This window comes from Bacillus sp. JKS001846 (genome assembly GCF_900176455.1).
Taxonomy (GTDB): Bacteria; Bacillota; Bacilli; order Bacillales; family Bacillaceae_G; genus Bacillus_A; species Bacillus_A cereus.
The window spans coordinates 524,459-543,667 of record NZ_FWYG01000001.1; the positions used below are offsets into that span (position 1 = coordinate 524,459).

The window sequence follows — 19,209 nt, forward strand, 5'->3', positions numbered from 1 at the left end:
TATTATCAAAATAAGATATGAATTGTATAAAGAAGGGAACAGGTATATTGAGTTATCGAAAACGGCTCTCGTTATTAATTTTATTAGATTCATTTATCGTGTTAACTGCTGTTTACTTAAGTTATTGGTTCATACATCCCAATATATTAAGTAAAATTCCTGCGACAGTAGTTATTAGTTCGATTACGTTATTATGTAGTCATCATGTTTTTGCAGCTATTTATAAGTTGTATAACAAGGCTTGGGAATATGCAAGTATTGGGGAATTAAAACAAATATTTAAAGCAATAACGCTTTCGATTATCGTAACGGCAATTGTTCAACAGATTATAAATCATGATATTTATGTTCGAATTTTAGCAATCGCATGGATGCTACATTTATTATTAATTGGCGGCTCTCGCTTCGTATGGCGTATGTTCCGTGATACATATATTACAAAAGCTACTGATAAAAAACGAACATTAATTATTGGTGCGGGTTCAGCAGGGACCATGGTAGTGCGTCAATTACAACATAATAAAGAAGCAGATTTGTATCCGATTGCGTTTGTTGATGATGATAGAAACAAACAAAAATTGGAAATTTATAATGTGCCGGTTGTTGGCACAACAAATCATATTCAAGAAATTGTAGAAGATAATGATATAGAACATATTATTATCGCCATCCCTTCATTAAATAGAGGTCAAATAAACGAGATTTTTGAGAAGTGTAGAAAAACGAAGGCGAAAACACAAATTGTACCGATGCTTGAAGATCTTTTAGATGGAAAACTCTCTGTTAATGAATTCCGTGATGTACAAGTGGAAGATTTATTAGGTAGAGAACCAATAAAGCTAGATGATGCAGGAATTGGAGAGAAGATTACAGGTAAAACAATTTTAGTAACAGGTGCTGGTGGATCAATTGGATCAGAAATTTGTCGTCAAGTGATGAAATACAAACCAGCTAAAATTGTTCTTTTAGGGCATGGTGAAAACAGCATTTATAATATTGAAATGGAAATGAAAGTTACCTATAAAGATACAGTTGAAATTACAACAGAAATTGCTGATATTCAAGATCGTCATAAAATCTTTGAAATAATGAAAAAGCATCAACCGTATATTGTATACCATGCGGCTGCACATAAGCATGTTCCTTTAATGGAGCGTAATCCAGAAGAAGCTGTGAAAAATAACATTTTTGGTACGAAAAATGTAGCTGAAGCGGCAGATACGTTTAAAGTGAATACGTTTGTAATGGTTTCTACAGATAAAGCTGTAAATCCAACAAATGTAATGGGAGCTACAAAACGATTTGCAGAAATGATTGTGCAGCATATGGCATCGGTTAGTACTGGTACACGTTTTGTTGCGGTTAGATTTGGTAATGTTCTTGGAAGTAGGGGAAGTGTAATTCCTCTATTTAAGAAACAAATTCAAAAAGGTGGACCTGTAACAGTTACTCACCCTGATATGATTCGTTACTTCATGACAATACCAGAAGCTTCAAGATTAGTTATTCAGGCGGGTACACTGGCTAGGGGCGGAGAATTGTTCGTGCTAGATATGGGGGCCCCAGTAAAAATTGTGGATTTAGCTAAAAATTTGATTACCCTTTCAGGTTTTTCTATTGAAGAAATTGGAATTGAATTTACTGGATTGAGACCAGGTGAAAAAATGTATGAAGAGTTATTAAATGAAGGTGAAATTCATCCAGAACAAATTTTTCCTAAAATTCATATAGGAAAGGCTGTTTTAATTGATCAAGGGATTTTAAGGCAGTTTATGAATGACTTTGAAGGAATTAGTAAAGAAGAAATAAGAGAACGACTATTAGATATTGCAAATAATAAAGTAAATCTTAAAAATTAATTCAAGGGAAGGAAGTTTTAAAAATGGGAGATAGAATATTTCTTTCATCACCACATATGAGTGATGAAGGTTATGAAATGCATTATGTGAAGGAAGCTTTCGATACAAATTGGATTGCACCACTTGGGGAAAATGTAAATGGATTTGAAAGAGAATTAGCTATGAAAGTAGGATCTAATGCAGCGGCAGCACTATCTTCTGGAACAGCAGCAATTCATATGGCATTAAAAGCAGCTGGAATAGGAGAAGGTGATGTTGTTTTTTGTCAAACACTTACATTTTCAGCTACAGCAAATCCAATTATTTATCAAAATGCTACGCCTGTTTTCATAGATAGTGATTATGAAACTTGGAATATGTGTCCTAAAGCATTAGAAGAGGCTTTTGAAAAGTATCCAAATGTAAAGGCAGTTATAGTAGTTCATCTTTATGGTCTTTCGGCAGATATGGATAAGATTATTGAGCTTTGTAAAAAACATGATGTTACTTTAATTGAAGATGCTGCTGAATCTTTGGGTACTTATTATAAAGGTAAACACACGGGTAGTTTTGGAGATTATGGTATCTTTTCTTTTAATGGTAATAAAATTATCACTACTTCTGGTGGTGGTATGCTTGTTTCTGATGATGAAGAACGTATTGCAAAAGCAAGATTTTGGGCTACTCAAAGTAGGGACCAAGCAAGACATTATCAACATAGTGAATTAGGTTTTAACTATCGCATGAGTAATGTAGTTGCTGGAATTGGTAGAGGCCAACTTAAAGTATTAGACGAGAGAGTTCAGAAGAAAAGATACATATTCAATTTTTATAAGAGAGAATTAGGAAATCTTGAAGGCATTGAATTTATGCCTAGTAATGAGTGGGATGAACCAAACTATTGGCTAAGTTCTATGACACTAAACGGTAAGATCCGTCCAATAGATGTGATGGAAGCCCTTGAAGAAGAAAATATTGAATCTAGACCGGTTTGGAAGCCAATGCATATGCAGCCGTTCTTTGAGAAATATGATTTTGTTGGTACAGATGTATCAGAAAAACTTTTTGAGAATGGTATATGTTTACCAAGCGATACGAAGATGACAGAAGCAGATTTAGAAAAAGTTGTGAAAATTATTAAAGGGTTGTGGATAGCGTAATGAGGAGTTCTAAAATTGGCATCTATGGTAGGTTTATAAAAAGGCCGATGGATTTTATACTGTCTTTAATTGCTATTATAGTATTAAGTCCATTGTTTCTTATAGTTTCTATACTTGTAAAAACGAAATTAGGTAGTCCAGTTTTATTTAAACAAAAAAGACCAGGATTAGATGAGAAAGTTTTTATGATGTATAAATTTAGGACGATGACAGATGAAAAAGATGAAAATGGCGAGCTAATGCCAGATAATATAAGGTTAACGAAATTCGGGAAATTTTTACGTTCTACTTCACTTGATGAATTGCCGGAGTTATTTAATATTCTTAAAGGAGATATGTCAATAGTAGGACCAAGACCTCAATTGGTTCGAGATATGGTATTTATGACAAAAGAACAAAGAAAGAGACATGGTGTTTTGCCAGGATTGACGGGTTGGGCTCAGGTTAATGGTCGAAATTGTGTTACTTGGGAAGAAAAATTGAATTTTGATCTGCAATATATTAATGATATTTCCTTTTTAGGAGATTGGAGAATAATTTTTATAACAATTTCTAAGGTGTTTAAGAGAGATGGAATAAGTACTGAAGGTATGGAAACAGCTGAAGATCTTGGTGATTATTTATTAAGAGAGAATAAAATAACCGAGGATGAATATTATACTGCTATTAATGAAAGTAAGAAATTGATGTTAGATTAATTTTTATTATTAATTAGCCCTATGAGAGGTAGATTTTATGGAAAATTATAGTGTATTAATGTCACTTTATAGTAAAGAAAAACCAGAGTATTTAAAACAGAGTATTGAAAGTATGTTAAATCAGACTGTGCTGCCGGATGAGATTGTTATAGTCAAAGATGGCCCTTTGTCAAATGAACTAGAGGATGTATTGCAACAATATAGTGAAATGTATCCTGAAATGTTTAATATTGTTGTAAGCGAAAAAAATATAGGTTTAGGATTAGCCTTAAATCTTGGCTTGAAAAATTGTAGAAATGAAATTGTTGCTAGGATGGATACTGATGATATATCTCTTCCAGAAAGATGTGAGAAGCAATTATTAGCTTTTAAAAAAGACAAGGAACTTGTCATAGTTGGAACAATGATAGATGAATTTTATGATAATCCAAGTGAAATTATTTCGTCTAGAGTTGTTCCGCATACACATAATGATATTTATGAGTTTGCAAAAAGGAGAAGCCCTTTTAATCACCCTACAGTTATGTATAAAAAAAGTAAAGTACTCGGGTGTGGTGGTTATTCAGATTTACGTCGAAATCAAGATGTGGATTTATTTGGTCGTATATTATTCCTAGGATTTAAGGCTGCAAATCTGGAAGAATCTTTATTACTCTTTCGATCAAATAGTGACCTGTCTAAGCGTAGGAAGAGTTGGGAGAATACAAAAAGTTATATAGCTACTATTCGTAGGTTATGGAAACTAGGTTATTCAGGATTCGGAGATTATTTGGTGGTTAGTATAGGACAAACAGTGATGTTTCTTTGCCCGCTAAAATTGCAGAATTGGTTATATAAGAAGTTTTTAAGGAAATCATAGGAATAATTAGAAAGGGGTTAAGATATGTCAGAAAGTGGAGTGAAAATATCAGTTATAATACCGGTGCATAACTCTGAAAAATATCTTGAAAAATGTTTAGAGAGTGTCATCTTGCAAAAGTATCAAAATTGGGAAGCCTTTGTACTAGATGATGCCTCATCTGATAATAGTTTGCAAATAATGAATGAATATGCCAAAAGGGATGATAGAATAAAAGTGTTTCATAATTCTTCTAATAAGGGACCTGGAAGAACAAGAAATGCTGCTATAGAGTACGTTTCTAACTTTAGTGATGGGGAGGCTAATAGGAAGGAATATATAGTATTCGTAGACTCTGATGATTGGATAGAAGATGAATATTTCCTTTCCATTGCTAATGTTGCAAATAAAAAAGATGCGGATGTTATTTTTATTGATATAGTGCAAGAAGATATATTCGGGAATTTTATTAAAAATGAACGAATGTCAATATATAAGGAAAAAACAATAGAGACTATTATTAGACATCAGATGACAGGGAAAATGCCTTGGGGTGGCGTACGAAAGGCTGTAAAAAAAGACTTAATAATCAACAATAATATAAAATATTCAGAAGCTGGAATTGGGGAAGAGGCTCTGTATAGTTTTAAACTATTATATTATGCAAAGGAAATTGAGTTCCTTGAAAAAGGTTTATATCATTATGTTATACATCCTAATAGTCAATCAGGGAGCTATAATAAAGACCCATATGGACCTATTTGTGAAGAGTTAGGAAAGTACATGAAAAAGATTAATGTCTATGAGAAATATGAGGATACTCTTGTTAGTTTTGCATTTACTGCGCTAGTCGTTTCGATATATAGAAATGTAATTTATTATGGATTCCGTAAATCAGTGAAAGAAAGCAGATTAGCATTGAGGAAGTATAAAGCTAATTTTGGGTTTAAATTAGATAAAGATAGCTTAGAATCAAGGGTTCGTTTTATGCTACCATTTGCAAAAATGAATTTAGTATTGCCAATTGTTTTGATAGGTAAAGTTAAAAATTATTTAAATAGTAGAGGATAAGAATCTAGAAATTTGAAAAATGGATTTGATAACAAATTATTTTAGAGTTGATAAGATGAGACTCTATCAGTTCTTAATTAAAATACCATTAATAATCAATTATTAATAAAGTATCCATATGTTCAGTTTATAAACATAATTGTGTTTACAAAGGTGGAGTTAAAGAAGAATATGATAGTTTTTAAAAAAAATATAGAGCAATCTGTCTTAGAAAAGAAAAATATAGCATATATAAAATCACTAGGATGGACGATTATACTAGGGGTAATAATTGAATTCATAAATACTATTTCAGTACAACAGTTCCATACTTCAAGTACATCTGCATTGACCTTTTTAATATATGCAATTGTATTAATGATTATTATGTCAAAAGTTTTAAAATATAAGGGATTTTATTTAAAAGGAGTTTTAGTTTATTTTTTAATTCTTATGGTTTTTTTATTAAACTATATGATTTTTGAAAATAGTCGTTTGTATTTATTAGAAACAAATATGTTATTAGTTTATTTCTTTTTTATCCCTATAGCAATTTTCGTTGTAAGTAAGATTAATAATTGGAACGTGGCATTAAGTATATTGTGCAAATTTGCTTATTTAGCTGTTCTTTTAAGTACCATGGGGATCGTACTAGTTGGATATGTCGAACATGTTAGTTATATGGAGTTTTCATATTCTTTACTACCTTTTATAATGATTCTTTATTGTGCATTAAGGACTAAGTTTACGATTATTAATCTAGTTGCTTTTTTAGCAAGTTTTACTAATGTACTTGTATTCGGAGCTAGGGCACCTATTTTATATTTGTTAGTATTTATTGTATTGTATGAGTTTATTAAACTAAGAAAAGGTGGTATTATTCCGGTCATAATGTGTGCTATGGCAGTAATACTGTCTTTAATTTTATTATTCTTCTTTTCTAATGAAATATTAATTCTTCTAATGAAATTAGAAGAATTAACCGATAGTAGATTTCTAACTAAAATGTTAAATAATCAACTATTGGAATCAAATACAAGGAATGCTATTTATGATGAGGCACGATATGCATTAGAAAATATGGGGTTTGGAATGTATGGTTTGTTTGGTGATAGATTAGTTGTAAGTTCTGTTTACGTGCATAACATATTCTATGAGATACTACTCTCATTTGGATATGTATTTGGTACACTTTTTATTTTATTATTAATATTTATAATCACAAAGGCAATTGTTTTTAATAAAGATACGATATCTAAGGTCTTTGCGTTATTTTTTACTGCGGCCTTTTTTTTAAGATTTTTTGTATCAGGGAGTTTTGTGATAGAAGGGGATTTTTATCTATATATTGCAGCCATGTTAAATATATGCCGGGTTAAAGGAGATATATTAGAAGATGAAAAAAGTTAGTATTATAATTCCTGTTTATAATATGGCAGATAAGATCGAGCTGAGTGTCGAATCTATAGTGAGGCAAAGTTATAGTAATATCGAAATAATTTTGGTGGATGATGGATCGAAGGATGAAAGTTTGAGTAAATGTAAAGAATTAGCGGAAAAATATGAAAAGATAGAGGTTTATCATACTGAAAATCAAGGTTCTGGTCCCGCAAGGAATTATGGTATCAAAATGGCGACAGGTGATTATGTATATTTTCCGGATGCAGATGATTTATTAGAGCCTAACACAGTAAAGACTCTAGTCAATGCAATGTTAAAGTATGAGAGTGATTTGATAGTTTTTGGTTTCAAGAATATAGATATAAATGGAAACCTTATTTCAGAAAAAAAATATCAAAAGAAAATTTATGAGGGTAATTATATTAGAGATAATTACCATATTTTTTTTAATATGAATGATGAATTCGGTATACAGGGAGCACCATGGAATAAATTCTTTGATTTAACCAAGATTAAAAAAAATAAAATAGAATATCCTCCATTGAAAAGACATCAAGATGAGGTTTTTATCTCACGTTACATAAATCATGTAGAGAAAGTATGCTTTATCGAGGATATACTATATGTATACAATACCAATGACTTAAAAAGGGAGTGGGATAAGTTCCCAGTTGATTATTTGGATATTGTAATGAGTCTAAAAAGATACAGAGAAGATATTATTGTTAAATGGAATGATAAAAATGAAATTGTTTTGGATATGATTGAACGCGAGTATATATGTAAAATAATAAAAGCATTAGAATTATCATTCTCTAAAAAATTCAATTTTAATAGAAATGAAAGAAAAAATTGGTTTTCTGAAGTTATTCAGAAATCAGAACTAGCAAACCTTTCTATGCCTGAGAGATTCAACATGAAGTATCAAAAATTGGTTTTATCTCTAGTAGCTCAAAATAAATTAAATAAATTATACCTCTTAATATTTACTAAAGTATTTATTGAAAAAAATCTTTATAAAGGGATAGTAGTTGCAAAAAAAATAATTAATAGATAAAAGAAGCGGATAAATTGTTATCTATTAATTATTTTAAAGAATTTTTAATGTAAGGATTTGAATCATATGAGAAAAGTGTTTATTTTGTATGAAAATTTTTATAAACCTGATGGAAGTGAAATGAGTATTGGTGGTATTCAAACATATATAAAATTACTTATTAAAGTTACCCAAAAGCTTAATTTAATTCCGGTTATTTATCAATTTGCGGAGAAAGATTTTAAAAAACAGTTTAATAGTGTAGATGTATATGGTATAAAAATGAATTCTTCATGGAGCAAAAGAAGAAAAAATCAAGTGTTATTTAATAAATGTCAGGAACAATATAATTCTGACACAGATATTATTATTTTTGCTTGTGAGACGATGTCTGTACAAAATTCTGAAAAAAGGGTTATAGGTATACAACATGGTATAACATGGGACGTCAGAGGACACGAACACTATTCTCATCAAAAAAATTTATTATTTGTTTTTTGGCGAGCTATTATGGCTTATAGGACAGCTAAGAGACTTAATAATGTTAAAGTTTTGGTCGGAGTAGACTATAATTTCCTTAATTGGTATAGGACACAGGTAGCATACATAGAAAAGGATGTTAAGGTCATACCAAATGCCACAGAGATAAGAATTACTAATCAAGAGAAACCAAAGGATATTAAGATTATCTTTGCAAGACGATTTCAAAAATATAGAGGATCAAGGTTGTTTGCATCTGTCGTTAATAGAATTGTGAAAAAATATGATAATGTACAAATAACCTTTGCTGGTAGTGGACCTGATGAATCCTACTTAAAGAATTTATTTAAAGATAATACAAAGGTGGATTTTATTACTTATGAGAGTGAAAAGAGCCTAGAAATTCATGAACAATATCATATTGCAGTAATACCTACTATTGGTTCAGAGGGAACATCTTTATCATTGCTAGAGGCGATGGCATCTAGGTGTGCTGTGATTGCTACAAATGTCGGGGGAATGACTAACATAGTATTAGATAATTATAATGGACTGTTGATAAATCCTGAAGAGAAAGCTTTGTATGAGGCTATAGAAACATTAATTATTAATAAGAAATTACGAGAAGATCTTGTTGAAAATGCATACCAGACAGTCTCACAGTCTTTTAGCAAGGAATTATGGGAAAGTAGATGGGAGAAGGTTTTACTAGAAATCATGGATGTTCAATAAAACTGATTATCCTATTTAATTACAATAAATAATATAGGAAATAAAAAGCTATTAATAGAGACTGAAGAATATAAAAATTAAATATGGTTTACTTAGGTGTAATGTGAAAGTCTATAAGTAGTCCTGAGGTTAAGGTGAAGTACGTGAATAAATTTAAAAAGTTTGCAATTAGTAAGTTTGCTGCTAGTGTTCTTTTGGTTTCAGCGGGTACAGGACTCGCTCAATTATTAAATGTATTAGTATCGCCAATTATAACTAGGATATATACGCCTGAAGATTATGGGATTTTAACAGTTTATATGGCGTTATTAGGAATGCTAACAATTGTAAGTTCACTAAAGTATGAATCAGCAATAGCGATAGCAGATGATGATGAAAAGGCAATAAATATATTAGCATTAAGCATTTTTATTCTAATTATATATATAGGTTTAATAACTTTAATCTTAGCTTTATTTAAAGAAGCTTTTTTAGGTCTTTTTGATGCTAGAGTATTATCAGAATTTATATATTTAATTCCTTTAGGTATCTTATTTGTAGGATTATATAATATTTTTTCTCAATGGGCGTTTAGACAAAAAGATTATAAGTCATATTCGAAAACTAAGTTGAGTCAAAGTGTTTCTTCCAATATTACCAAAATCGCCTTAGGTCTAATAAATTTAGGACCAATTGGTCTTTTATTAGGACATATTTTAGGAACGAGTGCAGGAATAACAACATTACTAGTGCCAGTAATAAAAAAAGATAAAGGGTTATTAAAAAAAATACGTAAAAAAGAGATTTTATGGGGGGCGAAAAGGTATATTAGATTCCCAAAGTTTTTGGCACCAAGTCAATTATTAAATGCAGCTGGGATTCAATTACCAATTTTTTTTATAACTTCTTTATATGGAGCACAAGTGATTGGTTATTATGGTTTAGCAAATGGAATAGTGGGATTGCCAATGATGTTAATTGGTAATTCAGTGGGAGATGTTTTTTATGGTGAAGCTGCAAACGCAGGTAAAAGTAACCCTCAAAAATTAAAAGAATTATCCTTAACTTTATTTAAAAGACTATTTTTATTAGGATTAGTACCTTTAATAATATTGCTCTTGTTTGGGCCGTTCTTATTTTCGTTAGTCTTTGGAGATAGTTGGTATGAAGCGGGAATATATGCAAGAATAATTGCATTTTTAGCTTTTGCAAGACTAATTTTCATGCCAATTAGTAGGGTTTTTGAAGTTTTTGAAAAACAAAAAGAGGCTCTATTCTTGGATATTTTTAGGACTTTTATTGTTTTACTGGTATTTGTATTAGCTATAATATTATCTTTAGATTCATATTGGGCGATTGGTTTATATACCGCAGTAATGTCTTTAGTATATATGATTACTTTTATAGTATCGCAGAAAATAATAAATGATCAAATACAAAAAATAGAGGGATGATTTTCAAAATAGGGTTATACAAATTTTGATTTTGTATAATTTCTCAAGTTTAACTTGTAAAAAAGGGATAAAGGATGGTGCAATTATGTACAAAATAGCCGTAGCGGGAACAGGATATGTTGGCCTAGTAGCTGGTGTATGCTTTGCTGAAGTAGGACATCAAGTAACTTGTGTTGATATTGATGAAAAAAAAGTAGAATTAATGAAATCAGGAGTTTCACCAATCTATGAGGCTGATTTAGAGGGATTAATGCAGAAAAATTATGCTACTGGTAGAATTAATTATACAACAGATTATAAGTCGGCTTATAAAGACGCAGATGCTATCTTTATTGGAGTTGGAACTCCAGAACAAGCGGATGGTTCTGCAAACCTTTCATATATTGCAACTGTAGCAAAACAAATTGCTGAAAGTGTAGAAAAAGATTGCCTTGTCGTTGTAAAATCAACTGTTCCAATTGGAACAAATGATAAGGTGGAGCAGTTTATTCAAGACTTTTTAGTTAATAATGTGAAAGTTGAAGTAGCATCAAATCCAGAATTTTTAGCTCAAGGTTCTGCTGTTCATGATACGTTATATGCAGAAAGGATTGTTATCGGTACAGAAAGTAAATGGGCTGAAGAGGTATTAATGAATCTTTATAAACCATTTCATTTACCTATCGTTTCAGTAAACCGAAGATCAGCTGAAATGATTAAGTATGCCTCTAACGATTTCTTAGCTCTTAAGATTTCTTATATGAATGATATTGCAAACCTTTGTGAGTTAGTTGGTGCGGACATTCAAGATGTGGCAAAAGGTATGAGTTTTGATGATCGTATTGGAAGTAAATTTTTAAATGCAGGTATTGGATTTGGTGGATCATGTTTCCCAAAAGATACTAAGGCATTAGAATATTTAGCGAGACAAAATGGTTACGAGTTAAAAACGGTAAAAGCTGCTATTGATGTAAATAAAAATCAAAAGACTTTATTATACAAAAAAGCAAGTCAAAGGTTAATTACTTTTAACGGTCTTAAAGTAGCGGTATTAGGTTTAACATTTAAACCGGGTACAGATGATTTAAGAGAAGCTGCATCTCTTGAAAATATCCCTTTATTATTAGAGCAAGGTGCAGACATTTATGCTTTTGATCCAGTTGGTGCAAATAATTTTGCAAAAGTGTATCCAGAGGGAAGAAATAAAAAAGGAAATATAACATATGTTACAGATATTGAACAAGCTTTAGAAGGGGCAAATGTTTGTTTTATCTTCACAGAGTGGGGAGAAGTGAAGGCACTAACTCCAGAGATGTATAAAAAGTTAATGAGAACACCACTAATTTATGATGGAAGAAATATTTATGATGTTCGGTCAATGCAGGAAGCGGGCGTAGAATACCATTCTGTAGGCAGAAAATCAACAAATAGAGATCGTATTAAGGAGTTGAATGAAGTTGAAATACAAGTCTCTAGATAATAGTAAAACATATCTTATTACTGGAGCAGCTGGTTTTATAGGATATTTTTTATCTAAAAAATTATTAGAGCAAGGTTGCAAAGTAATAGGTATTGATAATGTAAATGATTATTATGATGTGAATCTCAAATATGCTCGTTTAGAGCAACTTAAGCCATGTGAGAACTTCACCTTTATTAAAGGCGATATTTCCGATAAGGATATAGTTATTAAGCTCTTTGAGGAGTACAAGCCAAATATTGTCGTGAATTTAGCTGCACAAGCAGGTGTAAGATACTCGATTGAAAATCCAGATGTATATATTCAAAGTAATATTATAGGCTTCTATAATATCTTAGAAGCTTGTAGACATTACCCAGTAGATCATCTTGTATATGCATCATCTAGTTCTGTTTACGGTGCTAATAAAAAGGTGCCATTTGAGGAAACAGATTTTGTAGACAATCCAGTATCACTTTATGCATCTACTAAGAAATCAAATGAATTAATGGCACATACGTATAGTCACTTGTACAAAATTCCTGCTACTGGACTTCGCTTCTTTACGGTGTATGGCCCTATGGGACGTCCAGATATGGCTTACTTTGGATTTACTGATAAGTATTTTGCTGGTGAATCGATTAAGATTTTTAATAATGGAGATTTTGAAAACGACTTATATCGCGATTTTACCTATATAGATGATATTGTTGAAGGGATCCAACGTCTTTTAAATAATCCTCCTATAGAAGATGTAAAGCATAAGGTATTTAATATTGGTAATAATAATCCTGAAAAGTTGATGATATTTATTAAAGCGTTAGAGAAAGCGCTAAGTAACTCCTTAGGAAGAGCGGTAGAATTTAAAAAGGAGTTTGAACCTATTAAACCTGGGGATGTACCAGCTACTTATGCATCAACGGATTTATTGCAGAAAGCTGTTGAATTTAAACCTGAAACATCCATTGAAAAAGGTTTACAAGAATTTGTTAATTGGTATGTAGATTATTATAAAATCAAATAATTAACAGCCTAGTGTGTAAAAGATGATATATTAGTTAGAGAATATTAATCATAGTATAGTAGACTAAGTTAGTATTTGTATTATCTGAAAAATAGTTCGGAATAATGGAAAGAAGAGGTCTATAGCAATGAAAAAGAAAATCCTATTTTGGATATTAGGAATCATAGGGGTACTAATTATAGGTGGAGGGGTTTACGCTTATAATATATATTCTTCGGTTTCAAAAACATTAGATGAAGTTCATAAACCATTAAAACGCGATCAAGATAATAAACAAGAAGAAAAAATCAATAAATCTGAACCTGTTTCAATTCTATTATTAGGTGCAGATGAGCGCGGTAAAGATAAAGGTCGTTCAGATTCATTAATGGTCATCACGTTAAATCCAAAAAATAATTCAATGAAAACAGTAAGTATCCCTCGTGATACATACACAGAAATCGTTGGAAAAGGAAAAAGTGATAAAATCAACCATGCTTATGCATTTGGTGGCGTAGACATGTCTGTCGCAACTGTAGAAAAGTTCTTAAATGTTCCTATTAATTATTATATTGAAGTGAACATGGAAGGATTTAAAGACATTGTCGATGCAGTAGGCGGTGTAGATGTTAATAATGATTTAGAGTTTTCTCTAGAAGGAAAGCACTTCCAAAAGGGAAATATCCACTTAACAGGTGACCAAGCTCTAGCATTCACACGTATGCGTAAAGAAGACCCACGAGGTGACTTTGGTCGCCAAATGCGTCAACGCCAAGTGATGCAGGCTGTTATTAAGAAAGGCGCAAGCTTCTCTTCGCTAGCAAGTTATGGTGATGTATTAACAGCAATCCAAAAGAACGTGAAAACAAACTTAACGCAAGATCAAATGTTTGATATGCAAAAGAATTATAAAGATTGTCTGCAGAATAGTGAAGATATCCAAATCCCAGGTGACGGCCACATAGCGGCTGATGGTATTTGGTACTACTATGTTCCAGATGCTGCAAAACAAGATTTAACGAATAAATTAAGAGCGCATCTTGAAGTGACTAAGTAGTATGTAATAACCCAACTCCTTTGGAAGGAGTTGGGTTTATTTTTGCATGAATTTATATTAGTATTATATATTGTGAGATTAATAGATGAGGTGAATCGATGAATAAGAAAGCAGTACTTGTCCTTGTTGTTTTTGTATTGTTTGTTGCTTCGATTGTGAGCGGTAAATTGTACTGGAATAAGAAAGTTGCAAATGCAACGGGACAGACGAGTGAAGTAACGAAAGCAAAGGTTGAAGTGAAAGATAGCGGAGCGAAGAAAGAAGAGAAAAAGGAAGAGAAAAAACAAGATGCGAAGTCATCTTTTAATGAAGCATACGCGAAGAATTTGCCAGATGCAGTGAAAGAGAAGTTAAAGAAAGCTGCTGAGGATAAAAAGGCAGTAAACCTTATTATTGTTGGTGATGAAGCTTCTTCATCTGAAAAAGGTGCTTGGGCAGCTAAGTTAACGTCTAATTTAGAAACTGCTTACGGTAAAGGTTTATGGAATGTGACTGTAAAGGAATATAAGGGTGAAAGCACAGAAGAGTTAATTGCGAATAAGCGTGATAAAGAGATTGCGAAAGAGAATCCAGATGTGATTTTATTTGAGCCACCATTTATTACTGATAACGGTAAAACTGGTAATGGGAACTCTGTCGCAAATACACAGAAGTTCGTTCAAGCACTTTCTACTAGTGCAAAAGGTGCTACGATTATGATTCAACCATCAAATCCAGTTTATGGTGCGAAAAATTATCCGAAATCGATTGAAGCATTAAAACAATTTGCGAAGCAAAATAATTATACATATATTGATCATTGGGGAGCATGGCCGGATGCATCGACAAAGGCTATCCTACCATACTTAAAAGAAGAGTTTGGTTTCCCGACTGCTAAAGGTCATGAAGTTTGGGCACAATATGTAACGGATTATTTTGTAGCTAAATAATAAAAAGGGGAGAGGGTATCGTCGACAAAATATGTTCGACAATACCCTCTCTTTTTTTATAGGATTTTTGCTATACTAAACTGTACTATAATACAGGATGGAAGGAGGAGAATGATGAAAATACTTGTGGTTGATGATGAATCGAGTATTCGTAATTTGATTCGGATGCAGTTGGAGATGGAAGGTTATGAAGTATTAGCAGCGGCTGATGGGAGAGAAGCTTTAGAGCGATGGAATGAAGGGCCGGATGTATTGATTTTGGATGTTATGCTTCCGGATACGGATGGGTATGAGTTGCTTCGTTTGTTCCGTGAGAGGGATAGGGATATTCCGGTGCTTATGTTAACGGCAAAGAGTCAGATGAATGATAAGTTGCTTGGCTTGCAGCTTGGTGCTGATGATTATGTGACGAAGCCGTTTAATTATGCGGAGCTTATTCTTCGGGTTAAGAATATGGCGCGGCGTGTAAAGAAGACGGAGGCCGCTGTAAGTCATGAAGTAATTGAGGCTGGAGAGATCGTGATTTGTCCTAAGGAAAGAAAGGTGCATGTGAGTGGACAAGAGATTCAGTTAACGTACCGAGAGTTTAATTTATGTCAGTTATTTGTTTCAAATCCGCAGCGTGTGTTTATGAGGGATGAGTTACTTGAGAAAGTATGGGGATTTGAGTATATCGGAAATACGAGAGCAGTTGATATTATGGTGCAGAGACTTCGCAAGAAGCTCGGGACGAGTGGAGAATATATTAAGACAATTTATGGCGTTGGCTATAAACTGGATTGTTAAGTGGTGATGGTATGTCTTTAAAGCGAAATATGGTGTTCGGAATAGTTGGGCTGTTAATTCCGATTTTTGTTCTTTTATATGCAGTTGTTTATATTACGTTAGAAAAGAATATGTATCATAACGCAGCAGATTCTTTAGAAAAGTTAAGTGTAGAAGCGCAAATTTATACGATGAATTATTTAGAGAAGGAAGCAGAAGTGGATACGCTTGGTCCGAATTCACTTTTAATTGCGTCGTATTTAGCGAAGCGTATGGATGTCCGTGTGCAGATGATCGGGAAGAATGGCGATGTTGTTGCAGATACACAAAAAGGAGCATTGCTTCACCGTAACATCGACATTGAGAGTTCCTTGAAGGGGAAGAAGTCTTATGTTTTTGAGGAGGCGGATCCCGCTCCCATTCTTTTGTTTTCAAGCCCGGTTTATTATGGAAACGATGTCATTGGAAGTATTCGTTTTATAAATGAGTTAACGGGTGAGAAGGAAGTTTTAACAAATGTGAGCTGGACGTTCTTAATGACATCTCTTTGCCTAGTAGCTACCGGTATTTTCTTTGCGATTCGTTTAGCGAAGTCTCTACATAAACCAATTGATCAGTTGAGACAAATGGCACAGAGGCTCGCGAATGGTGATTATAAGAGTAAGATTGAGTTAAATGAGTACGTGGAAATCGCTCAGCTTTCCGCATCTTTTAACGCGATGGCTGATGGAATTGAACTGCATATTAAGCAATTGCAGGAGGAGAAAGAGAAGCAGAAAGATTTCCTAGACCGCATTACGCATGAGCTAAAAACACCGCTAACGGCAATTATCGGTTATGTTGATTTAATTCCAAAGTTACAATCGAAAGAAGATGTACAGGAAAGTCTTCGTTATGTGGCTGTGGAAAGTGAGCGTTTATTATCACTTGTAGAGGAACTGCTTAAGTCTTCGAAATATGGGACGAGTACGTTTGAAGTGTCTCCTACAGTTGTGAACATAAAGGAATTGGCAGAAGAAGCAGTTTCAATTGTGAAACCTCGTCTAAATCAGTTTGAAATTGAAGTGGTAAATGAGTTAACGGATGTACATGTTGTTGCGGATTTTGATAAGACGAAGCAAATTTTCTTAAATGTGCTTGATAATGCAATTAAGTATAGTGATGCTTCGCACATTCGTATGAATGTAATTGTAAATGAGCATGAGGCGAAGGTCTTTGTTCATGATGATGGGATCGGTATAGATGAAGTGGTACTTGCGGAGTGGAATGAGTCTCCGAAAGGAAAGGCACTTCCTTCTAGTTACGGGAATGGTTATGGTTTGTATATTTGTCAGGAGATTATGAGTAAGCAGGGCGGAAGCATGCGGATTGAGAGTAGTGAAGAAGTAGGTACTACAATATTCATTACATTTTTGCTTCCGAGAAGGATGGAAGACATAAAAAACTTGAAAGCGGTTAAATGATACATTTATGAAACAATTATGCGGTATTTTCGAAACAACGTTTTTTTATCTTGGAGGTAGGCAGAAATGAAAAGGCTATCATTTCAAATTCTTATGTTTGTCATTTGTATGATTGTTTCTCTTGTTTTGTTTTATGTTATGGAGAAGCAAATCTATAATCGAATCAACATTGTAAATGATAAACAAGCCGTTTTACAAAGGGTGAATGAATCTCTTCCAATTGAAGTGAAAGTAAGACATGAAAAGTGGGGAGAAATCGTTGTAACGGATGAAGTTCGTTTGCATACGATTGTTTCATTCTTTGACCGAATTCGAATAGAGCCAGGGGACGTTAAGAGCCAAGAACAAGTATTTACTGGAGAAGTAACGTACTTGAATGGACATAAGCGTACTTTTGCAGTAGGTGACTTGTTCCAGTATGGGGAAAATGTATACGGAAAGAATGGCATGGATCCGATGATTTCAGCACTTCAAACGTATTTATTAAGCCTGTATTACACGCCAGAGCGTATTAGTGATTTCTTTGCTTCAGCAAAGGATGTCGTAGTACGTCAAGGCGATGTGGTACGTACTATCAATCTTACGCACATACTTGATTCTATTCGATACGCAAAGCAAATTACAGATTACGGAGAAATTCAGAAGTTATTACAATCGCAGAATGAACCGATCGCTTATATTACAGCTTATAAAACAGGTAAGCGTGTAAAGAATAATCGTGAAGATATTCTTACGATTTCTGTGTATCCATCGTACTTTGTTGTGCAATATCTCGGTGATAATAACGGGAATGTCATGTATATGAAAGGCTCTCTAGCAGAATTATTCGTAAAGGAGAATGCGTCATGAGAAAGATAGCCTTTTTCTTCTTTTTGCTAGTAATTGGAGGAGCGATGTCTAGTTGCTCTCGAGATACAACCTCTATTAAATATAGTAAAAATGGTCTCCCTATTTTGGATGATCGTCATATTGTTGCGTATGTAGCGGCTCGTGAGGAAGTTGGTGAAGCGTTACTTTCATCATTTTGTAAGCCGCGCGGATGTACGTATGAATTTATTCGTCTTTCAACAGAAGAACTTCTTCGTAGAGTGGAAGAAGAAGCTGGAAATCCGAAGGCGGATATTATTATTGGCGGTACAGTAGATGCGCATCAAATGATGAAGCAAAAAAATCTTTCTATTCCTGTGATAAGCCAACATGCAAATCGTATTTCAAAAACTGTTAAAGATAAAGATGGTTATTGGTACGGTTATGAAGTGGAGAAGCTGGCAATTGCGATTAATAAAGAGCGGTGGAACGAGGAAATAGCGCCGCTCGGTCTCTCGTATCCGTTAAGATGGAAAGATTTATTGAATCCAGTATATAAAGGAAAGATTGTCATGCCCGATCCAAATGTTTCAGGTACAGCATATACGTTTTTCCAATCACTGATTGATACGTTAGGTGAAGAGGAAGCGAAGGGATATGTGAAGAATCTGGCAGAACAAGTTGGAGAAGTAACAGTGAATGGTTACATCCCAGCAGAACTTGTTGCGAGCGGTGAATATATGATAGGCATCAACTTTATGGGAGATCAGAGAATGCTTCAAAAACAAGGCTTTCCGATTTTAAGTAACGAACCTGAGCAAACAGGGTTATCTGTTAATGCGATTTCTAAACTAAAACGTGCACCGAGTGGTATTATTGCGGATTTATTTATTGATTATTGTTTATCAGAAGAAGCGGGGCATATTTTAGAAAAAGTGTCGTTTGGCGTACCAACGATGTTTGCGAAGAATGAGAAAGAAATAGAAGGACAGCCGGTTAGAAGGACGAACCAAAATATATCAAATAGCGGAATAATCGAGATATGGAATAGACAGCGTCTCTCTCTGAAGTGAGAAAAGGA

Annotated in this window: 17 protein-coding genes; all 17 read left to right on the forward strand. The window is 33.2% G+C overall.

Annotated elements, in window-relative coordinates; translation table 11 throughout:
* Positions 1 to 47: 47 nt before the first annotated feature.
* The 17 genes from B9A45_RS02845 to B9A45_RS02925 all read left to right on the forward strand — a co-directional run bounded on the left by B9A45_RS02845 (position 48) and on the right by B9A45_RS02925 (position 19,201).
* Positions 48 to 1,859, forward strand: coding sequence for a polysaccharide biosynthesis protein (locus tag B9A45_RS02845; protein WP_142263039.1), 1,812 nt, complete (start codon positions 48 to 50; stop codon positions 1,857 to 1,859).
* A gap of 23 nt (positions 1,860 to 1,882) precedes the next feature.
* On the forward strand, positions 1,883 to 2,998 hold the full coding sequence (locus B9A45_RS02850) for a DegT/DnrJ/EryC1/StrS family aminotransferase (RefSeq protein ID WP_084063846.1): 1,116 nt from the start codon (positions 1,883 to 1,885) through the stop codon (positions 2,996 to 2,998).
* A complete protein-coding gene (locus B9A45_RS02855; protein WP_016118928.1) occupies positions 2,998 to 3,696 on the forward strand; it encodes a sugar transferase in 699 nt (232 codons plus the stop codon). The genes B9A45_RS02850 and B9A45_RS02855 overlap by 1 nt, the downstream gene beginning before the upstream one ends.
* Positions 3,697 to 3,733: 37 nt before the next feature.
* Positions 3,734 to 4,555 (forward strand): glycosyltransferase, encoded by an 822-nt coding sequence (locus B9A45_RS02860; protein ID WP_016118927.1) that lies wholly within the window; start codon positions 3,734 to 3,736, stop codon positions 4,553 to 4,555.
* 24 nt (positions 4,556 to 4,579) lie between these two features.
* Entirely contained in the window at positions 4,580 to 5,605 is a 1,026-nt protein-coding gene (locus B9A45_RS02865) for a glycosyltransferase family 2 protein (RefSeq protein ID WP_016118926.1), read from the forward strand.
* A gap of 171 nt (positions 5,606 to 5,776) precedes the next feature.
* Complete coding sequence (locus B9A45_RS02870; protein ID WP_016118925.1) at positions 5,777 to 6,994, forward strand: hypothetical protein; 1,218 nt, start codon at positions 5,777 to 5,779, stop codon at positions 6,992 to 6,994.
* A complete protein-coding gene (locus B9A45_RS02875; RefSeq protein WP_084063847.1) occupies positions 6,981 to 8,042 on the forward strand; it encodes a glycosyltransferase family 2 protein in 1,062 nt (353 codons plus the stop codon). Before B9A45_RS02870 ends, B9A45_RS02875 begins: the two co-directional genes overlap by 14 nt.
* A gap of 66 nt (positions 8,043 to 8,108) precedes the next feature.
* Positions 8,109 to 9,233, forward strand: a complete 1,125-nt coding sequence (locus tag B9A45_RS02880; RefSeq protein WP_084063848.1) for a glycosyltransferase family 4 protein — start codon at positions 8,109 to 8,111, stop codon at positions 9,231 to 9,233.
* 143 nt (positions 9,234 to 9,376) lie between these two features.
* On the forward strand, positions 9,377 to 10,666 hold the full coding sequence (locus tag B9A45_RS02885; RefSeq protein ID WP_255301339.1) for a lipopolysaccharide biosynthesis protein: 1,290 nt from the start codon (positions 9,377 to 9,379) through the stop codon (positions 10,664 to 10,666).
* An 85-nt stretch (positions 10,667 to 10,751) separates the two neighbouring features.
* Positions 10,752 to 12,125: a UDP-glucose dehydrogenase family protein gene (locus tag B9A45_RS02890; RefSeq protein ID WP_016118921.1), complete on the forward strand. Its 1,374-nt coding sequence runs from the start codon at positions 10,752 to 10,754 to the stop codon at positions 12,123 to 12,125.
* Positions 12,103 to 13,128, forward strand: a complete 1,026-nt coding sequence (locus B9A45_RS02895; RefSeq protein WP_033694300.1) for a GDP-mannose 4,6-dehydratase — start codon at positions 12,103 to 12,105, stop codon at positions 13,126 to 13,128. The genes B9A45_RS02890 and B9A45_RS02895 overlap by 23 nt, the downstream gene beginning before the upstream one ends.
* 127 nt (positions 13,129 to 13,255) lie before the next feature.
* Complete coding sequence (locus tag B9A45_RS02900; RefSeq protein ID WP_016118919.1) at positions 13,256 to 14,164, forward strand: polyisoprenyl-teichoic acid--peptidoglycan teichoic acid transferase TagU; 909 nt, start codon at positions 13,256 to 13,258, stop codon at positions 14,162 to 14,164.
* 98 nt (positions 14,165 to 14,262) lie between these two features.
* Positions 14,263 to 15,093: an SGNH/GDSL hydrolase family protein gene (locus B9A45_RS02905; protein WP_084063850.1), complete on the forward strand. Its 831-nt coding sequence runs from the start codon at positions 14,263 to 14,265 to the stop codon at positions 15,091 to 15,093.
* Positions 15,094 to 15,207: 114 nt separating this feature from the next.
* Positions 15,208 to 15,879, forward strand: coding sequence for a response regulator transcription factor (locus B9A45_RS02910; RefSeq protein ID WP_000699553.1), 672 nt, complete (start codon positions 15,208 to 15,210; stop codon positions 15,877 to 15,879).
* Positions 15,880 to 15,890: 11 nt separating this feature from the next.
* Positions 15,891 to 17,321, forward strand: a complete 1,431-nt coding sequence (locus B9A45_RS02915; RefSeq protein WP_084063851.1) for a HAMP domain-containing sensor histidine kinase — start codon at positions 15,891 to 15,893, stop codon at positions 17,319 to 17,321.
* A 66-nt stretch (positions 17,322 to 17,387) separates the two neighbouring features.
* On the forward strand, positions 17,388 to 18,170 hold the full coding sequence (locus B9A45_RS02920) for a DUF3919 family protein (protein ID WP_084063852.1): 783 nt from the start codon (positions 17,388 to 17,390) through the stop codon (positions 18,168 to 18,170).
* Complete coding sequence (locus tag B9A45_RS02925) at positions 18,167 to 19,201, forward strand: ABC transporter substrate-binding protein (protein ID WP_001225645.1); 1,035 nt, start codon at positions 18,167 to 18,169, stop codon at positions 19,199 to 19,201. Before B9A45_RS02920 ends, B9A45_RS02925 begins: the two co-directional genes overlap by 4 nt.
* Positions 19,202 to 19,209 lie beyond the last annotated feature (8 nt).